17 protein-coding genes and 4 tRNA genes are annotated in these 14807 nt (G+C 67.8%); 15 read left to right on the forward strand and 6 right to left on the reverse strand.

The window, feature by feature from the left end; translation table 11 throughout:
- Positions 1-6: 6 nt before the first annotated feature.
- Entirely contained in the window at positions 7-366 is a 360-nt protein-coding gene (locus R4I43_RS14820) for a hypothetical protein (protein ID WP_324266204.1), read from the reverse strand.
- A gap of 125 nt (positions 367-491) precedes the next feature.
- Between R4I43_RS14820 and ku the strand changes: the two genes are divergently transcribed.
- Positions 492-1430, forward strand: coding sequence for a non-homologous end joining protein Ku (gene ku / locus R4I43_RS14825; RefSeq protein ID WP_324266205.1), 939 nt, complete (start codon positions 492-494; stop codon positions 1428-1430).
- Between the two features lie 458 nt (positions 1431-1888).
- On the opposite strand, the gene R4I43_RS14830 is transcribed toward ku, so the two are convergent.
- Positions 1889-2071 carry a MerR family DNA-binding transcriptional regulator gene (locus R4I43_RS14830; protein WP_324266206.1) on the reverse strand — a complete coding sequence of 61 codons (183 nt, stop codon included), beginning with the start codon at positions 2069-2071 and terminating at the stop codon, positions 1889-1891.
- A 538-nt stretch (positions 2072-2609) separates the two neighbouring features.
- On the opposite strand from R4I43_RS14830, the gene R4I43_RS14835 reads away from it, so the two are divergent.
- Positions 2610-3005, forward strand: coding sequence for a hypothetical protein (locus R4I43_RS14835; protein ID WP_324266207.1), 396 nt, complete (start codon positions 2610-2612; stop codon positions 3003-3005).
- Positions 2977-3990 carry a tyrosine-type recombinase/integrase gene (locus R4I43_RS14840; protein WP_324266208.1) on the forward strand — a complete coding sequence of 338 codons (1014 nt, stop codon included), beginning with the start codon at positions 2977-2979 and terminating at the stop codon, positions 3988-3990. Before R4I43_RS14835 ends, R4I43_RS14840 begins: the two co-directional genes overlap by 29 nt.
- 103 nt (positions 3991-4093) lie before the next feature.
- On the opposite strand, the gene R4I43_RS14845 is transcribed toward R4I43_RS14840, so the two are convergent.
- Entirely contained in the window at positions 4094-5473 is a 1380-nt protein-coding gene (locus tag R4I43_RS14845) for an MFS transporter (protein WP_324266209.1), read from the reverse strand.
- Between the two features lie 68 nt (positions 5474-5541).
- Between R4I43_RS14845 and R4I43_RS14850 the strand changes: the two genes are divergently transcribed.
- Positions 5542-6126, forward strand: coding sequence for a TetR/AcrR family transcriptional regulator (locus R4I43_RS14850; RefSeq protein WP_324266210.1), 585 nt, complete (start codon positions 5542-5544; stop codon positions 6124-6126).
- A 187-nt stretch (positions 6127-6313) separates the two neighbouring features.
- Here the strand turns inward: R4I43_RS14850 and R4I43_RS14855 are convergent.
- Positions 6314-6398: transfer RNA gene (locus R4I43_RS14855), tRNA-Tyr, on the reverse strand.
- Between the two features lie 74 nt (positions 6399-6472).
- Positions 6473-6781, reverse strand: a complete 309-nt coding sequence (locus tag R4I43_RS14860) for a hypothetical protein (RefSeq protein WP_324266211.1) — start codon at positions 6779-6781, stop codon at positions 6473-6475.
- A gap of 71 nt (positions 6782-6852) precedes the next feature.
- Between R4I43_RS14860 and R4I43_RS14865 the strand changes: the two genes are divergently transcribed.
- Positions 6853-7104, forward strand: coding sequence for a hypothetical protein (locus tag R4I43_RS14865; RefSeq protein WP_324266212.1), 252 nt, complete (start codon positions 6853-6855; stop codon positions 7102-7104).
- Here the strand turns inward: R4I43_RS14865 and R4I43_RS14870 are convergent.
- Complete coding sequence (locus R4I43_RS14870) at positions 7085-7498, reverse strand: TIGR03668 family PPOX class F420-dependent oxidoreductase (RefSeq protein ID WP_324266213.1); 414 nt, start codon at positions 7496-7498, stop codon at positions 7085-7087. The genes R4I43_RS14865 and R4I43_RS14870 overlap by 20 nt on opposite strands.
- Before the next feature lie 28 nt (positions 7499-7526).
- Between R4I43_RS14870 and R4I43_RS14875 the strand changes: the two genes are divergently transcribed.
- The 10 genes from R4I43_RS14875 (at position 7527) to nusG (ending at position 14709) form a co-directional block, all read left to right on the forward strand.
- Entirely contained in the window at positions 7527-8501 is a 975-nt protein-coding gene (locus R4I43_RS14875; protein ID WP_324266214.1) for an alpha/beta hydrolase, read from the forward strand.
- Between the two features lie 315 nt (positions 8502-8816).
- Positions 8817-11444: a putative bifunctional diguanylate cyclase/phosphodiesterase gene (locus R4I43_RS14880; RefSeq protein WP_324266215.1), complete on the forward strand. Its 2628-nt coding sequence runs from the start codon at positions 8817-8819 to the stop codon at positions 11442-11444.
- 132 nt (positions 11445-11576) lie between these two features.
- A tRNA-Thr gene (locus R4I43_RS14885) sits at positions 11577-11649 on the forward strand.
- A 102-nt stretch (positions 11650-11751) separates the two neighbouring features.
- Positions 11752-11827: transfer RNA gene (locus R4I43_RS14890), tRNA-Met, on the forward strand.
- A gap of 64 nt (positions 11828-11891) precedes the next feature.
- On the forward strand, positions 11892-12056 hold the full coding sequence (gene rpmG / locus R4I43_RS14895; protein ID WP_132621563.1) for a 50S ribosomal protein L33: 165 nt from the start codon (positions 11892-11894) through the stop codon (positions 12054-12056).
- 170 nt (positions 12057-12226) lie between these two features.
- Positions 12227-12676 carry a MaoC family dehydratase N-terminal domain-containing protein gene (locus R4I43_RS14900; protein WP_324266216.1) on the forward strand — a complete coding sequence of 150 codons (450 nt, stop codon included), beginning with the start codon at positions 12227-12229 and terminating at the stop codon, positions 12674-12676.
- The gene (locus tag R4I43_RS14905) at positions 12673-13098 is read left to right on the forward strand and encodes a MaoC family dehydratase (protein ID WP_324266217.1); all 426 of its coding nucleotides are present in this window, start codon (positions 12673-12675) and stop codon (positions 13096-13098) included. Before R4I43_RS14900 ends, R4I43_RS14905 begins: the two co-directional genes overlap by 4 nt.
- Before the next feature lie 178 nt (positions 13099-13276).
- Positions 13277-13349: transfer RNA gene (locus R4I43_RS14910), tRNA-Trp, on the forward strand.
- Between the two features lie 30 nt (positions 13350-13379).
- Positions 13380-13754, forward strand: a complete 375-nt coding sequence (gene secE, locus R4I43_RS14915) for a preprotein translocase subunit SecE (protein ID WP_324266218.1) — start codon at positions 13380-13382, stop codon at positions 13752-13754.
- A gap of 79 nt (positions 13755-13833) precedes the next feature.
- A complete protein-coding gene (gene nusG / locus R4I43_RS14920; RefSeq protein ID WP_324266219.1) occupies positions 13834-14709 on the forward strand; it encodes a transcription termination/antitermination protein NusG in 876 nt (291 codons plus the stop codon).
- Positions 14710-14807: the final 98 nt, after the last annotated feature.

The raw sequence follows: 14807 nt of genomic DNA on the forward strand, positions 1-14807 counted from the left end.
GAAAGATCAGCGTTGGTAGCTGTAGCTGTAGCTGCCGTACGGCGTGGTGCAGGTGGTGGTGTTGCCCTTCTGCACGCAGCTGGTGCCCGGAGCCTGGTAGCTGAAGGAGCCCTCGTCGCGCGGGGTCTTCGAACTGGGCTTCTGCGTCGTGGACTTGTTCTTCTTCTTGGAGATCACGGGCTGCTCGGAGATCACCTCGCCGTCGCGGGTGATTACCAACTCCTTGGAGTTGATGGTGTAGACGTGGCCGTCGTTCTCCTCGGTCTCGTATGTCCCGGCGGAGATGCGATGGGCAGGCAGGGTGATCGACCCGGCCCCGCTAGAGCCGCGGTAGTAGATCTGCCCGGAGACTTTGCACAGCTGCACGCGCGACTGCTTGGTCCGATACGTCGCAAAGCAGTTGCCCCTTTTCTCTTGAACCGCCGAGCTCTGTGACTGGGCAGGCTGAACCGAGGGGTCGGCAGCAGCGGCTGGAGCCCCGAGGCACAGGCATGAGCCCGCCAGGGCTAAGGCGACGAGAGCATTACGCATCGGTAATCACCTCGGGTCCAGTCTCGGCAGATGGCGTCGGGGGTGTGAAGGGTCGAAGGGCCTTGGGAGGGCCAGCCAGCCGGGCGCAGGCTTGCGCTGTGAGAACGCTGTGGAACGGTGTGATCAGTTTCGGGCTGGTGGCGATCCCGGTCGGGTTGGCGGCGGCGACGGAGTCACGTTCGATCAGCTTCCGGCAGGTGCACCGAACCGATGGGGCCCGGGTGCGCCATGAGCGGGTCTGCACCGCTGAGGACCGTCGGGTGCCGTGGGAGGAGATCGCCAAGGGCTACGAGCTGCCCGACGGCCGCATGGTCGTGTTGGCCGAGGACGAGCTGGCGGAGTTGCCGCTGCCCAGTGCGCACACCATCGAGGTGGCCGAGTTCGTCCCGGCCGGCGCGGTGGATCCGATCCTGTTCGACCGCTCGTACTTCCTGCAGCCACACCAGGTCGCGCTCAGCGCCTACAGCCTGCTGCGCGACGCCATGACCGACACCGGTCACGTGGGGTTGGGGCGGGTGGCGATCCGGACTCGGGAGCGGTTAGCACTGCTGCGGCCCTATGGGCCGGGGATCAGTCTGGTCACGTTGTTGTGGCCGGATGAGGTGCGGGAACCGGATTTCGAATGGCTCACCGACCAGGTTCCGCAGACCCGCGAGCAGGAGCAGCGGATGGCCGAACAGCTGGTGCTGTCGCTGTCGAGCACGACCTTCGACCCCGCGACCTACCGGGACCACTCACGCGAGGCTCTGCAGGCACTGATCGACGCCAAGCTCGCCAACCGCCAGATCGCCGTCCCGGAGCCCCGCTCGCAGGAAGCCGCGGATCTGGAAGAGGCGCTGCGAGTCAGCCTCGACCAGGCCCGCCAGGCGCGCAGCGCTGGGCAGCGTGAGACCGGGTGAACGCGGCAGGGGCGAGCGGACGACGAAGCGCCCCGCGTCGCCTTGGTCAGGTGGCGCGGGGCGCTGTCGTGTCCACCGTCGGCACTTCCCCTACCTCGGTGAACGGGTGTGCTGTCGAGGCACACATCGGCAATACTAGACCACATGTTCGAACGCGTCCAAGCGCATCCGGCCTCGCTGCCGGGTGACGATCGGGAGCGACGCCCACCGGTCCCGGTCCGCGTGGACCTCTCGGTCGTGTTCGCCATCCGACCTGCAGAGCCCGGCTCAGAGTTGCCCGACGGATGGGACATGACGGCGACCGTGGACGGAGAGCTGGTCGCCTGGCGGCGAGACACTGGCGGTCGCTGGTGGGGCGAGGTCCGCATTCGTCTGCAGCGAGGCGTGGCACCTGGAGCTGGCGGGGTTCGGCACCTGTGGTGGGTGCCAGCGCACGCGGTGAACCCCCGCTCGCGCGGTTAGTTCTCGCTTTGCTGGGCTCTCAGCTGTTCAAGCACGTCTTCCCAGGTCCACCGGTGGTGTCCGCTCGGCAGAGTCAACGACGGCTTGAGCTTCCCTTCGCGGACATAGCGGGCGAGCGTGCTCGGGTTGATTCCGAGACGCTTCGCGACCTGACCTGATGTCAGTAGCTCGTCCGCCACGAATCGGACCGTATGCGTCCCTTCGAGTGAACGCTCATCATCTGCCATGTATGCAGTGATCAAGCTCTATACTCGCATTCACCACGATTGCCACGGTTGTCCGATTTGGGGTGGGCGAGGTGGAGCTAGACGTTGTACTGATCGACAATCGGGAGTGGTACGTCTGCCCGGTTAAAGGGCACCGCTGCGGTCGCGTTTTAGTGGACCTTGGCGCGATGGGTCTGGATGCACTCGACTGGCACGTTCGTAGCGCTCACCAGCTGGCTCTCTCTATTCGCCCGGACTCGACTAGCACGAGGAGTGCCAAGCAGGTGGCTCAAGCACCGCATGATGAAGAGGCGGGCTAGCTCGGATGATTGCGGACGTGCGGCCCAACCCCTAGGGAAGGGCCCTTCAGTCCGTCTATGAAGCTCTCAGCTGTCCATGAGAACGCCGGTGGCGGCACTGCCGCTTCCTGGCATGGGAAGGACCGTATGTCGCCTAGGCAGCCGCGCGGTCGGGCCGTAGCCTGCTGGAGCGAGCCGAGGAGGAGCAGCGCTTGATGGAGAACGCGACGTTCACGCCGCAGACCACCCGCCAAGTTCTGGAGACCGCTTGCGAGTGCGCCGGCGTCGACCCCAGTGGTGCCGAGCTGGTGCGCATGGGCGAGAACGCGATGTTCCGCCTCGCCTCCGCCCCGATCATTGCCCGCGTGGGGCGGTCAATCACGGCCGGCCGCAAGGAAGCGCGCATCGCTACCTGGCTCGCTTCTCACCAGTTCCCCGCAGCTCAGCTTGCCCCGACCGACCGCGAGTTCGTGACCGTCGGGGATCTCGTCGTGACCTTCTGGGAATTCATCGAAGAGAGCGATGAGCCGGTCAGCTCCGGCGAGCTGGGCGAGGTGCTACGACGCTTGCACGATCTGGATGCTGAAGACCCAGCCGTCAGAGCGTGACCAGAAGGCCGTGCGTGCGGCGTTGAGGCGCGGCCTGAACCCCAGCTGGCGAGACGACGAGCACCCGGCCGAGACCACGCGACGGCTCCGGTGGGTTCAGGACAACAGCCGGCAGGTGGCTGAGCTTTCTGAACCGGACGTGCTTCGACGGCTCCTGGCGGCCCTCGATCTCAAGCTCGACGGTGCCCGGGCAGCCGCGGACACGATCCGTCTGCGGCGGACAACGCTCGGCAACGCCCTGGATTACGCGGTCGAGACGAAGGTGCTGGCGGAGAACCCTTTGACGGAGGTGCGGGTGAAGAAACACCGGACACGGATGCAGCAGGTTGACCGACGCAGCGTCGTCAACCCAACGCAGGCCCGACAGCTCCTCGGAGCGGTTGGTGAGGTGAATGAACGACTGCAGGCGTTCTTCGCTCTGATGTACTTCGCGGCGCTTCGTCCGGAGGAGGCCGCGAACCTCCGCAAGCACAACTTGTCGCTGCCGCGGTCAGGGTGGGGTGAGCTCTTTCTTGAGCAGTCGGCCCCCGAGATCGGAGCAGAGTGGACTGACTCGCGGATCCGGAGCGAGCAGCGGTCGCTGAAGCACCGGGAGGACGGCAGTGGTCGTCAGGTGCCGTGTCCGCCCGAGCTGACGCAGTACCTGCACGACCACCTCGACAAGTTCGGGACCGCCGCTGACGGCCGTCTCTTCCGAGGACGGCGGAACGGAGGGCGGATCTCCAGCACGGTCTACGGCCGGGCCTGGGCTAAGGCCCGGGAAACCGCCCTCACTCCTGAACAGGCTCACTCGCCGCTCGGGAAACGGCCTTATGACCTACGTCATGCTGCGGTGTCCACCTGGCTCAACGGCGGGGTCGGGCCGACTCGTGTCGCCGAATGGGCCGGCCACAGCGTTGGCGTGCTGCTTCGCGTCTACGCGAAGTGTCTGGACGGCGGCGAGCAGGCAGCCCGCCAGCGAGTGGAACAGGCGCTAGCTGTATGACGCTGGACGTTGGTGACGCCGACGTGGAATCGAGCGGCTGGCCGCGACTTGCATCGCTCGATGAGTCGGCGGCCCTCGACGCTGGGCGGCGCGTTGGAGCGGGTCATGACGCTGCCCCTGGCGTCATGACCCGCTGCGACCCGCTGCGGTGGGAGGGGATCGTGGCCACCGCAGCGATGACTGCGAGAAGCGCCACCGTCATGAGGACGAAAGCAGCTCTGTCAGTGCCGGTGATGGCGGCGGCGGTGGTCGCGGCTGCGAGGCCGATCGCGCCACCGAACTGTTTCGCGGTGTTCATCAGGCCAGAGGCTGCGCCGGCGTGCTCGGGACGGACACCTGTGGTGACGAGCGTGGCTAGCGGTGTGTTCATCAGGCCGCCGCCGATTCCGATCACGACGGTGGGCGCCAGGATGGTGAGGGCGAAGGGACCGTGGTCAAGGACCGTGAGCCAGATCAGACCCGGAACTGTGATCAAGACCCCCGCCACGATCATCGACCGGGGCGCGCGTCGTTTCATTAGGCGGGGAGTGAGCCAGAGGTTCACGACCAACATGCTGGCAGTGAGCGGGAGAAAGCCCAGACCGGCCTGGGTCGGCGAATAGCCGAACTGAGACTGCATCCGGTAGGTCAAGAAGTACCACAGGCTGACTTGGAAGCATGCGCCTGTCAATGCTGTCGCGATGTTGCCGAGGACAATCAGCCGGTCTCGTGCGAGGTTGATCGGCACGAGCTTGTGGCGCGTGCGGCGCTGCTGCAGGACCAGCAGGATGAACAGCGCGGCCGCGGCCGATACGGCGACGACTGGAAGGCCGCTCATCGACCGTTCGCCGGCGATGGACAGCGCATAGGTGGCACACGTGAACGCGGCCGTTGCCAGCACTGCGCCGATCAGGTCGATACGCCCCGCGCCGCGCTGGTCGCTGGCCCGTCGGCGCAGAACGAGTGCCGCGATGACAACGCCGACCCCGATGGGCAGGTTGATCAACAGCGTGGCTCGCCACGAGACCAGCTCGGTGAATACACCGCTGGCGATGTTGCCCAGCCCTCCGCCCGCCAGGCTCACGGCGGTCCAGACCGCGATGGCTCGTGTCCGTTCAGGACCTTCTGCATGGGTGGTTGTTAGCAAGGTGAACGTCGCCGGGGACGCTGCGGCGGCAGAGACGCCCTGTGCGGCACGGGCGGCAATGAGCACCCAGCCTTCCGTCGAGAGGCCTCCGATGAGGCTCGCCAGCGTGAATGCCCCCACGCTCCAAGCGAGCAGCCTCGCAGTGCCCACGACGTCAGCCAACCGCGCGCCGGCCAGCAGCAATCCGGCGAATCCGAGGCTGTAGGCCATCCCCACCCACGATGCGGAAACCCTTCCGAGCCCGAGATCGGCCTGGATCGAAGGCAGCGCGACGTTCACCACCGAGATGTCCAAGACCACGATGAGCTGAGCCAGACAAGACGTCCACAGCCCCAGCCGTCGCAACAGAGACGACATAGCCCTCCTTGATACGCTTGTATCATTTGATACGAACGTATCATCGTGGAGATGGAGGGAGCCTTTTGATGGAAGAGTCCGGACGCAGGACCGAAATCATGGAGGCCGTCGAGCGTCTCCTGGTTCGCGGCGGCGTCAACGCCGTCACCATGAGAGCCGTAGCCGCCGAAGCAGATGTCTCCCTCCGACTCGTGCAGTACTACGGCAGCACCAAGGACGAGCTCCTCGGCGCCACGCTCGACCGACTAGCCGACAAAAGCGTCGAACGCTGGCACGCCCGAGCCCGACGACATGGGGAAGGCGAAGGCCCACTCGAGGTCATCAAGGCGTTCTTCGACGAGGCACTACCGACCGATTCGGCGAGCGAAGATTTCCATCGCCTTGGGGTCTCCCTGGAAGGGCTGGCGATCACCAACCCCGGCATGGCCGGACAGGCCTACCAGAAGCACCTGAGTGGGCTTGCTGATCATCTTGCTGGCGTCCTGCAATCCAACGACCTCAGCGCCACAGCTGCACGTCGCCTCGCCCTGGAAGTGATGGGGCTGGCTCACGGACTCGGGACACTGCTGATGGCAGGACAGCTCTCGGAGCTCGACGCGCAGACGCTCATCAAGAACTACCTGGCACGACTCGAACCGCAGCTATCTCCATAACTCCGGACGTGTCGGCGGCTGTCAAGAACCGCCTGCCCCGGCAACGGCTAGCGCTAGCCCAGGCCTGAGCTTTGCCGTGTATTTGCCGTGGACGGTCGTACACGGCCGGACGACGCCGGACACAGCCGGACTGCAAAGCAAAGACCCCGCGACCGCTTTGATGCTGGTCACGGGGTCTTTTTCCTGCTGGTGCCGGGTGGAGGATTCGAACCTCCGAAGGCAATGCCGGCTGATTTACAGTCAGCTCCCTTTGGCCGCTCGGGCAACCCGGCGTGCTCGCCAGCGTGCTGGCTTGCGGGAAAAAGCATACAGACCGCTTCGCGGGGTTCTTCGGCGGGGTCCCGGGTCAGGTTTCCTCTGGGCGGAAGACCAGGTCGTCGGCCTTGGCTTCGCCTGCGGCCAGCGTTTCGCGGGCGTCTGCGGTGAGGGTTGCGGGGAAGTCCGGGCCCGCTGCCTTGATCAGGACCATGAGGCGTTTCGCGAGGCCGCGGGCCTGGGTGAGGCGGATCTGCGGTTCGGCGAGCATCGCCAGGGACTCGTGCAGCATCTTGCGGTAGCGGTCGTTGAGGTCCGCCCTGGTGTCGAGGAGCTGGAGGGCTCGCGTGAGATCCGCGAGGTCCGCCGTCTCCACCTGGACGTGGTACGGGTCGAGCACGGTGCGACCTTACTGCTGGCCACTTGGCGCCGACGGTGCTGTGCGGCGGTTCGTCGGGTTAGCGTGGATGCATGGCCATCGATCGGGCGGCGCGTGCGAAGCGGCGCGAAGAGCTGCGCGCGGCCGCGCCTGCGCCCAAGCCGGAGCCCTCCCGCGTGGGTGGCGCGGCGATGGAGGTCGAAGGGCTGTTCAACGTGGGTGTCAAGCACCAGCTCGACCACCTCGCCTGGGTCGAGGTGGCCAAGGAGGACGAGCGGGAATCCGGTGCCGGTCCGCTGGACCTGGACTCCGACGTCGTGCGGATCAAACCTCAGAGCTCGTAGCCCAGCCCGACCAGCGCTGCACCTGCACCGCGACCAAGCTCCCGCCCGGTGGTTCGCCCTGGTACTGCGGGTACTTGGCGATGAGCGCGTCGAGCAGCGGGTGGTTCTCGCGGACCGAGGCCGTGCCGTCCGCGCGGGCCCACCACAGCTGCGCCCAGTCCTCGTCGTAGTGGTCCACCAGGATCGACACCTGCGGGTTCTCCTCGATGTTGCGGATCCTGCGCAGCGTCGCCGAGGACTTCGGCTTCCAGTCGACCGCTGTGATCAGCTCATCCCCTGAGACGGCGAACACAATCGGCACCACGTGCGGCCTGCCGAGGGCGTCTGCGCTGGCCAGGCGGGCAACCCTGGCCCGCGTGAACCGGTCACGTGCCTGCTCTCGGCTGATGCGCATGGTCTCCCGGACTCCGTATGTTCGAAGTGTGCCTTCGAGCGCTCCATCCACCCCAGGGTCCGCCACCGACGTCGGCCCCGGCTACCGCGACCACCTGCACTGGCAGCGTTACCAGGCGTTCTTCCCGGGCGCGCTGCGCCTGAACGCCGACAACGCGCCCGACGAGCAGTGGTGGCGGTGGCGCGGGCTCAAGGTGCACGTGGACCGCGTCGACCGCCCCGACGCTCCCGCCAAGGTCATCGCGCTGCACGGCGTCGGCACCTACGGCCGCTTGCTCGCGCCCTACGGCAGGCTGCCCGCGCTGGCCGACCTCGAGTACATCGCTCCCGACCTGCCCGGTTTCGGGCTCACCGGCGCGCCGCTGCTCGGCGCGAAGTACTCGGACTGGGTGGCGTGCGTGCGCGACCTCGTCGAGCACGAGCGGTCCCGCGATTCCCGGCCGATCGTGCTGCTCGGCGTGAGCACCGGTGGCCGGTTGGCCTACGACGTCGCGGCGAACACGCAGGTCGACGGGGTCATCGCCACCTGCCTGGCCGACCCGAGCCGCGACGAAGTCCGCCGCGTGCTGGCCGCGCGGCCCGAGATGGCGCGCTGGGCTGGCCTGCTGTCGCTGGTGCGCGAGCCGGTGTCGGCCGCCCGGGTGCCGGTGCACTGGCTGGTCAACATCGCCGCAGTGTCCAACCAGAGCCAGTACGCCAACCTCGTCTGGGCCGACGAGCTCGCCGGCGGCGGCTGGATCTCGCTGCGGTTCGCGCGCAGCTGCCTGGCCACCGCACCGGCCGTGCCTCCCGAGCGCTTCACCGCGGCACCGCTGCTGCTCGCCCACCCCGACGAGGACCGCTGGACGCCACCGCTGCTGTCGGACGAGTTCTTCGACCGGATCGCCGCGCCGACCCGCGCGGCGGTGCTGCGCGGCTCGGGGCACTTGCCGGTCGAGGAGTCCGGACTGGCCGACCTGGACCGCGCTGTGCGTGACTTCTTGGACGAGTTCGACCTCCAGTGATGACCTCGTGTGGTCGTACCGAACACGTACCGTTACCGTCGTGCAGTGTTGTTGCGGTAATCCTCACAAAGTCGCGGGCCAGCTGTGAGGAGCCCAAGCGTTCCTGGTGCTCCACCGCGTTCGGCACAATTCCCGCAGGTCAAGCAGGTGCTGAAGGAAAGTGCCAGCACACCACCCGCCGGTTGAACTCATCTGATGCGTGCATCCGGAGTGTGCCGGGAGGTCCATTCAACCCTGGCCATCCGTGCTCGCGTGAGTCACGATCGGCGGACGGACATGTGTGGTACGGCCGTATCGCCAGCGGGAGGAGCGTGGATGATCGAGCGTCACCGCTCCCTTGGTCCGCATTCCGGCCTGGAACCAGCCAGGCCTCCGGTCAGAGCCGAAGTCGATCCGGTGCGTCGCCGGACGTTCGCGATCTTCTCCTTCGTGGTGCTGGCGGCGGGCGTCCTCGTCTCGCTGCTCACCGCGGGCGGCCTGCCCAGTCGCTACAGCCCTGAACTGCTGTTCATCGGACCGCTGCTGGCCGTCGGTTTCCTGCTGGCCGAGCAGTTGACCATCGACGTCGACGTCAAGCGCGTCGGCTGGACGATCTCGTTCACCGAGATCCCGCTGCTGCTGGGACTGCTCACCGCGCCGTTCGAGGTGGTGCTCGCGGCGAACCTGCTGGCCGGGCTCGGCGCCCAGGTGGGCAGGCGCGCGGCCACCCACGTCGTCTACAACGCCGGCGTGCTCTGCCTGGAGATCGCGGTGCCGTTCGCGGTCGCCAACATGGTCAACCAGGCGCTCGTCGGCGTCGCCCCCGACTGGTTCGGCCCGGTCCTGGGCACCCTGACCTCTCCGCTGATCAGCTGCGGGTTCGCGCTGGCGGCCCTGACGGTGCTCGGCGGTGCGATGAAGGTCGCCGCGGGCGCGCGGCTGGCCGGGCGGACCCTGGCCGTCGGACTGCTCAACACCTCCGTCGGCCTCATCGGTTACGAGGTCGCCATCGGCACCCCGTGGGGCTGGCTGCTGGTCGGGCTCGTCGCCGTCGCGGTGATCGGCCTCTACCGCGCCTACTCCGACCTGCTGCGCGAGCAGCGCGACCTGGAAGCGCTCAGCGACGTCAGCCTCAGCGTGGCCCGGTCCGGGCAGGGCGCGCCGACCTCACCCGACCCCGTCGGCGAGCGGGCCGTTCCGGTGGGCGAGTGGGAACCCGTCGCCGAGCGGATCCGCGAGCAGCTCAACGCCACCCGGGTGGTGCTGCGGCTCCGGCTGGACCCGCGCGGTGAGGTCACCACGCTCGTCGCCGGCGAACCGCTGCCGGACGGCGCGATCCAGGCAGCGCCGGACGCGCTGCGCGACGACCCGCTGCTGCAACTGCCGGGCAGCCACGTGCGGTCCTTCCGGACCCTCGAAGCGCCCGAAGAGGTCCGCCGCGTGCTGCGGCAACGCGGTGCCTACGAGGCGCTGGTGGTGCCGCTGCGCGGCGCGAGCCAGCTGCTCGGCGCCGTCGAGGTGCACGACCGGGTCAGCCGCTGGCGCGGGTTCGGCCGCGCCGACGTGCGGCTGCTGCACACGCTGGCCAGCCACCTGGCCACCGCGATGGACAACCGCAGGCTGCTGGCCAGGCTGCGGCACGACGCTTACCACGATCCGCTGACCGGGCTGCTCAACCGCACCGGCTTCCGCGAGATCTCCGGCGAGGAACTGCGCAACGGTCGAGCCGCCGTGGTGCTGCGGGTCGACCTGGACCTGCTCACCACCGTCAGCGAGGCCCTCGGCTACACCTGGGGCGACCGGATGGTGGTCGCCGCCGGGCAGCGGATGCGGGAGGCCCTCGGCGACGCACCGCTGGCCCGCCTGGAGGCCAACTCCTTCGCGATGCTGCTGCTCGACCACACCGAGGAGCAGGCGCACGAGGTGGCGCTGCGGCTCTGCGACGTGATCGCCATGTCCTACCCGCTGGACCGTATCGTCGTCGAGGCCGCCGGTGTCGCCGGCTACGCCTCCTCGGCGCCGGAGGACGGGGAGGCCGAGACCGACGTCGACACGCTGCTGCAGCGCGCCGACGTGGCGGTGCGGGCCGCGCGCAACGGCGAGGACGGGGTGCGCTGCTACGCCCCGGCGATGGGCCAGGTGTTCCTGCGCCGCTTCCAGCTGGTCACGCAGTTCCGGCAGGCGCTGGACACCGGTCAGGTCGAGGTGCACTACCAGCCCAAGGTGGCGCTGCCGGAACGTCAGGTCGTCGGCGCCGAAGCCCTGGTGCGCTGGTCGCACCCGGAGTACGGGCGGCTGGACCCGGACGAGTTCGTGCCGCTGGTGGAGGCCACCGGTCTGGTCGACGCGCTCACCGCGTTCGTCATGGAGTGCGCGCTGATCAAGATCCGGCAGTGGCTGGACCGCGGCCTGCGGATGTCGGTGGCGGTGAACCTGTCGGTGCGCAACCTCGCCGACGAGACCTTCCCGGACCGGGTCGCCGAGGCGCTGGAGCGCCACGACATCCCGCCGGAGCTGCTCACTCTGGAGCTGACCGAGTCCAGCGTGATGGCCGACAAGGAGCGGTCCCTGCCGGTCCTGCGGCGGCTGCACGCGATGGGCGTGGTGCTCGCGGTCGACGACTTCGGCACCGGCTACTCGTCGCTGGCCTACCTGCGGCAGCTGCCGGTGGACGAGGTCAAGATCGACAAGAGCTTCGTGCTGGGCATGGGGACCGATCTCAGCGATCTCGCGGTGGTCCGCACGATCGTCGAGCTCGGTCACTCGCTGGACCTCGCGGTGGTCGCCGAGGGCGTCGAGGACGACGCCGCGCGCGATCAGCTGGTCGGCATGGGCTGCGACGTGGCCCAGGGCTACCTGATCTCCCGCCCGCTGTCCGAGGAGCGCTTCGAGGCGTGGCTGCAGGCCCGCACCAAGCGCGATCGCGGCAGCCGCGAGGAGACCGTGCTCACACTCCTGCACTGATGTCCGATTTAACCCGATCCGGTGGGGTGTCGCCTGAAAAGGCGGCCGTGACCTGCGTTTTCGCGAAAAGGTACCCCCCTGTTTCGGGGGTCTCCGAGGGTGTGTAAAGTTCTAATCGCTCCGCAAGGGCACGCCCCAATAGCTCAGTCGGCAGAGCGTCTCCATGGTAAGGAGAAGGTCTACGGTTCGATTCCGTATTGGGGCTCGAAAGACAGCCGCGGTGCTCGGTAAACTGGGTGCTGTGGCTGTTTTGCGTGGGATATCCTGCGTCGCTTGAGGCAACCGGTGCACACCGCGGCCTCGGCATGGCGGTGTAGCTCAGTCGGTAGAGCAAGCGGCTCATAATCGCTGTGTCGCCGGTTCAAGTCCGGCCACCGCTACCAGTCACGGGTTCGCGAGGATCTCTCCAGCGAACCGCCCCGTTACGACCGAGAGAAAGGCACCCCCGTGGCCGCCACCGACGTTCGACCCAAGATCACGCTGGCGTGCGAGGAGTGCAAGAACCGCAACTACATCACCAACAAGAACCGGCGCAACAACCCGGACCGCTTGGAGATGAAGAAGTTCTGCATGAACTGCGGCACGCACAAGCTCCACAAGGAGACCCGCTGACACAGCGGTTCCTTCGCGAACGCCTTCAAGAGCCCGCCCCCGGTACACGGGGACGGGCTCTTCTCGTTGTGGATGTCAAGTGGTCACCTCGCTTGGCGGTGCGGGTGGGGTGGTCGCCAGGAGGAGCAAGCGGCTACGCCGCTTCAGATCAGACCTAGTAGCCTTCGCTCGTGCCGCTTGACCAGTCATTCATCGGACGTGAGTACCCGCCGACCGAGCCCTACGAGGTGGGGCGGGAGAAGATCCGAGAGTTCGCTCGCGCGATCAAGGACGACTCGCCGTTGCACGTCGACATCGACGCCGCCAAGGCCGCCGGCTACCAGGACGTGATCGCGCCGCCGACCTTCGCGGTGATCCTCTCGATGGCCGCCCAGGACCAGATCGTCGACGACGAGCAGCTGGGGCTGGACTACAGCCGGGTCGTGCACGGCCAGCAGGACTTCGTCCACCACCGGCCGATCCGCGCCGGGGACCGGCTGGTGACGGTCGCGCACGTGGACGACATCAAGACGCGCGCGGGCAACGACTTCCTGACCGTGCGCGCGGAGATCGCGACCACCGACGGCGAGCAGGTCTGCACCGCCACGTCGATGCTCGTGGTGAGGGGGCCTGAGGCGTGAACGTGCGGCTTTCGGAGATCTCCGTCGGGGACCAGTTGCCGGAGCTGAGCGTGCCGCTGGTGCGCTCGGACCTCGTCCGGTACGCGGGGGCCTCGGGGGACTTCAACCCGATCCACTGGAACGAGCGGTTCGCCCAGGGGGTCGGCCTCCCGGACGTGATCGCCCACGGGATGCTCACGATGGCCGTCGCCGGGCGGCTGGTGAGCAACTGGACCGGCGATCCCGGCGCGATCGTGCGCTACGGGGTGCGGTTCACCCGGCCGGTCGTCGTCCCGGACGACGGCAGCGGCGCCGTGGTGGAGCTCAGCGGCAAGGTCGCGAAGATCAACGAAGACGGCACGGTGAAGGTCAACATCACGGCGAAGTCGGCGGAGCAGGGCGTGCTCGGCGGGGCTTCGGCCACGGTCCGTATCCCGGCGTGACGCACCGCGCTCACCAGCGGCGAAGTCGTCTTCTCGCCAACACGGGGGGTGCCGTTGGAAGCGCGTTCCCGACGTGCCGTACACTTTCGAACCTGGGATGCCCGAGCACCTTGAAACCCAGAGTTTCAGGGACGGTGAAGGGCGTCCCGACTTTGCGGTCGGGCTCCACGGGCCGCAGAGGGGTGTAGCTCAATTGGCAGAGCAGCGGTCTCCAAAACCGCAGGTTGCAGGTTCAAGTCCTGTCACCCCTGCGTCGATGCGACGGTGAGCGGAGGATGGTCGTGAGCGAGGACCGCGAGCAGGGCCAGGACGGGGCGCGCGAGGGCGCTCGTCCGTCCAGCGCCGCGGCGCGGCGCGAGCGTCGTGCCTCCGCCCGTTCCGAGTCGGGCTCCGGTCCGGCGCGCACAACTGAGTCGAAGGGTCGGCCGACGCCCTCGCGGGATGGCCGGCAGGGTCGGGTTTCGCTGTTCCGGAAGATCGGACGCTTCCTGCGCGAGGTCGTCGCCGAGCTGCGTAAGGTCATCTGGCCGACGCGCAAGCTGCTGATGACCTACACGCTCGTGGTGCTGGTGTTCGTCAGCATCATGGTGGCGTTCGTCGCCGGCGTGGACGTGCTCTTCGCGAAGGGCGTGGGCTGGCTGTTCGGCACTGGCTGAACCTCCGGGCCCGCCTAAGTGGTGCCGGCGGCGAAACAACGACCCGGCACGCAACGCACGAGAGGAAGCGAGACCGACTGTGACCTCGCACGAGGAGACCTCCCAGGAAGCCACCGGCCTCACCGACGAGCAGGTGCAGCCCGAGGCTGCCGAAGCCGAGGCCGCGTCCGTCGAGGCTGAAGAGGCCGGCGCAGTCGATTCCTCGGAGACCGACTCCGCCGAAGCGGCTGAAGAGACCGCCGCTGACGAGACCGGTGACGCCGAGACCGGTGACGAGGCCGCGTCCGAGGACGAAGCCGAGGTCGAAGAGGCCGAGGAGGCCGAGGAGGCCGAGGAGGCCGACCCGGTGGAGGAGCTGCGCGCCGCTCTGCGCCGCGCGCCCGGCGACTGGTACGTGATCCACTCCTACGCGGGCTACGAGAACAAGGTCAAGACCAACCTCGAGACCCGTGCTCAGACGCTCGACGTCGAGGACTACATCTTCCAGGTCGAGGTGCCGACCGAAGAGGTCACCGAGATCAAGAACGGCCAGCGTAAGATGGTGCAGCGCAAGGTGCTGCCCGGCTACATCCTGGTCCGGATGGATCTCAACGACCAGTCGTGGAGCGCCGTGCGCAACACGCCGGGTGTGACCGGATTCGTCGGTGCGACCTCCAAGCCGTCGCCGTTGACCATTGACGACGTGCTGAAGTTCCTCGCCCCGCAGGTCGAGGAGAAGAAGCCGGAGGCGGGCAAGAAGGCCGCTGCGGGCCAGGCCGCCACGGCCGCCAAGCCCGCGGTCGAGGTCGACTTCGAGGTCGGCGAGTCCGTCACGGTGATGGACGGCCCGTTCGCGACGCTGCCGGCCACCATCAACGAGGTCAACGCCGACGCCCAGAAGCTCAAGGTGCTGGTGTCGATCTTCGGCCGCGAGACCCCGGTCGAGCTCTCGTTCGACCAGGTCTCCAAGCTCTGACCGCTCTCCCGGTTGCGGGAGCGCGGCGGGCTGCGCGTGGCTCTGGCAGGACCCGCGCAGCAGGGGCGATTCCACCGTCTCGTGGTCTCGCCAGATTC

It is taken from the genome of Saccharopolyspora mangrovi (assembly GCF_035320975.1).
Classification (GTDB): Bacteria; Actinomycetota; Actinomycetes; order Mycobacteriales; family Pseudonocardiaceae; genus Saccharopolyspora; species Saccharopolyspora mangrovi.

Excerpts from the sequence above, each read along its gene's own strand:
- R4I43_RS14845 (WP_324266209.1), bottom strand. The coding sequence starts at position 5,473 with ATGTCGTCTCTGTTGCGACGGCTGGGGCTGTGGACGTCTTGTCTGGCT.
- R4I43_RS14880 (WP_324266215.1), top strand. The coding sequence starts at position 8,817 with ATGATCGAGCGTCACCGCTCCCTTGGTCCGCATTCCGGCCTGGAACCA.
- R4I43_RS14870 (WP_324266213.1), bottom strand. The coding sequence starts at position 7,498 with ATGCGCATCAGCCGAGAGCAGGCACGTGACCGGTTCACGCGGGCCAGG.
- ku (WP_324266205.1), top strand. The coding sequence starts at position 492 with ATGAGCCCGCCAGGGCTAAGGCGACGAGAGCATTACGCATCGGTAATC.
- R4I43_RS14865 (WP_324266212.1), top strand. The coding sequence starts at position 6,853 with ATGGCCATCGATCGGGCGGCGCGTGCGAAGCGGCGCGAAGAGCTGCGC.
- R4I43_RS14840 (WP_324266208.1), top strand. The coding sequence starts at position 2,977 with ATGCTGAAGACCCAGCCGTCAGAGCGTGACCAGAAGGCCGTGCGTGCG.
- R4I43_RS14850 (WP_324266210.1), top strand. The coding sequence starts at position 5,542 with ATGGAAGAGTCCGGACGCAGGACCGAAATCATGGAGGCCGTCGAGCGT.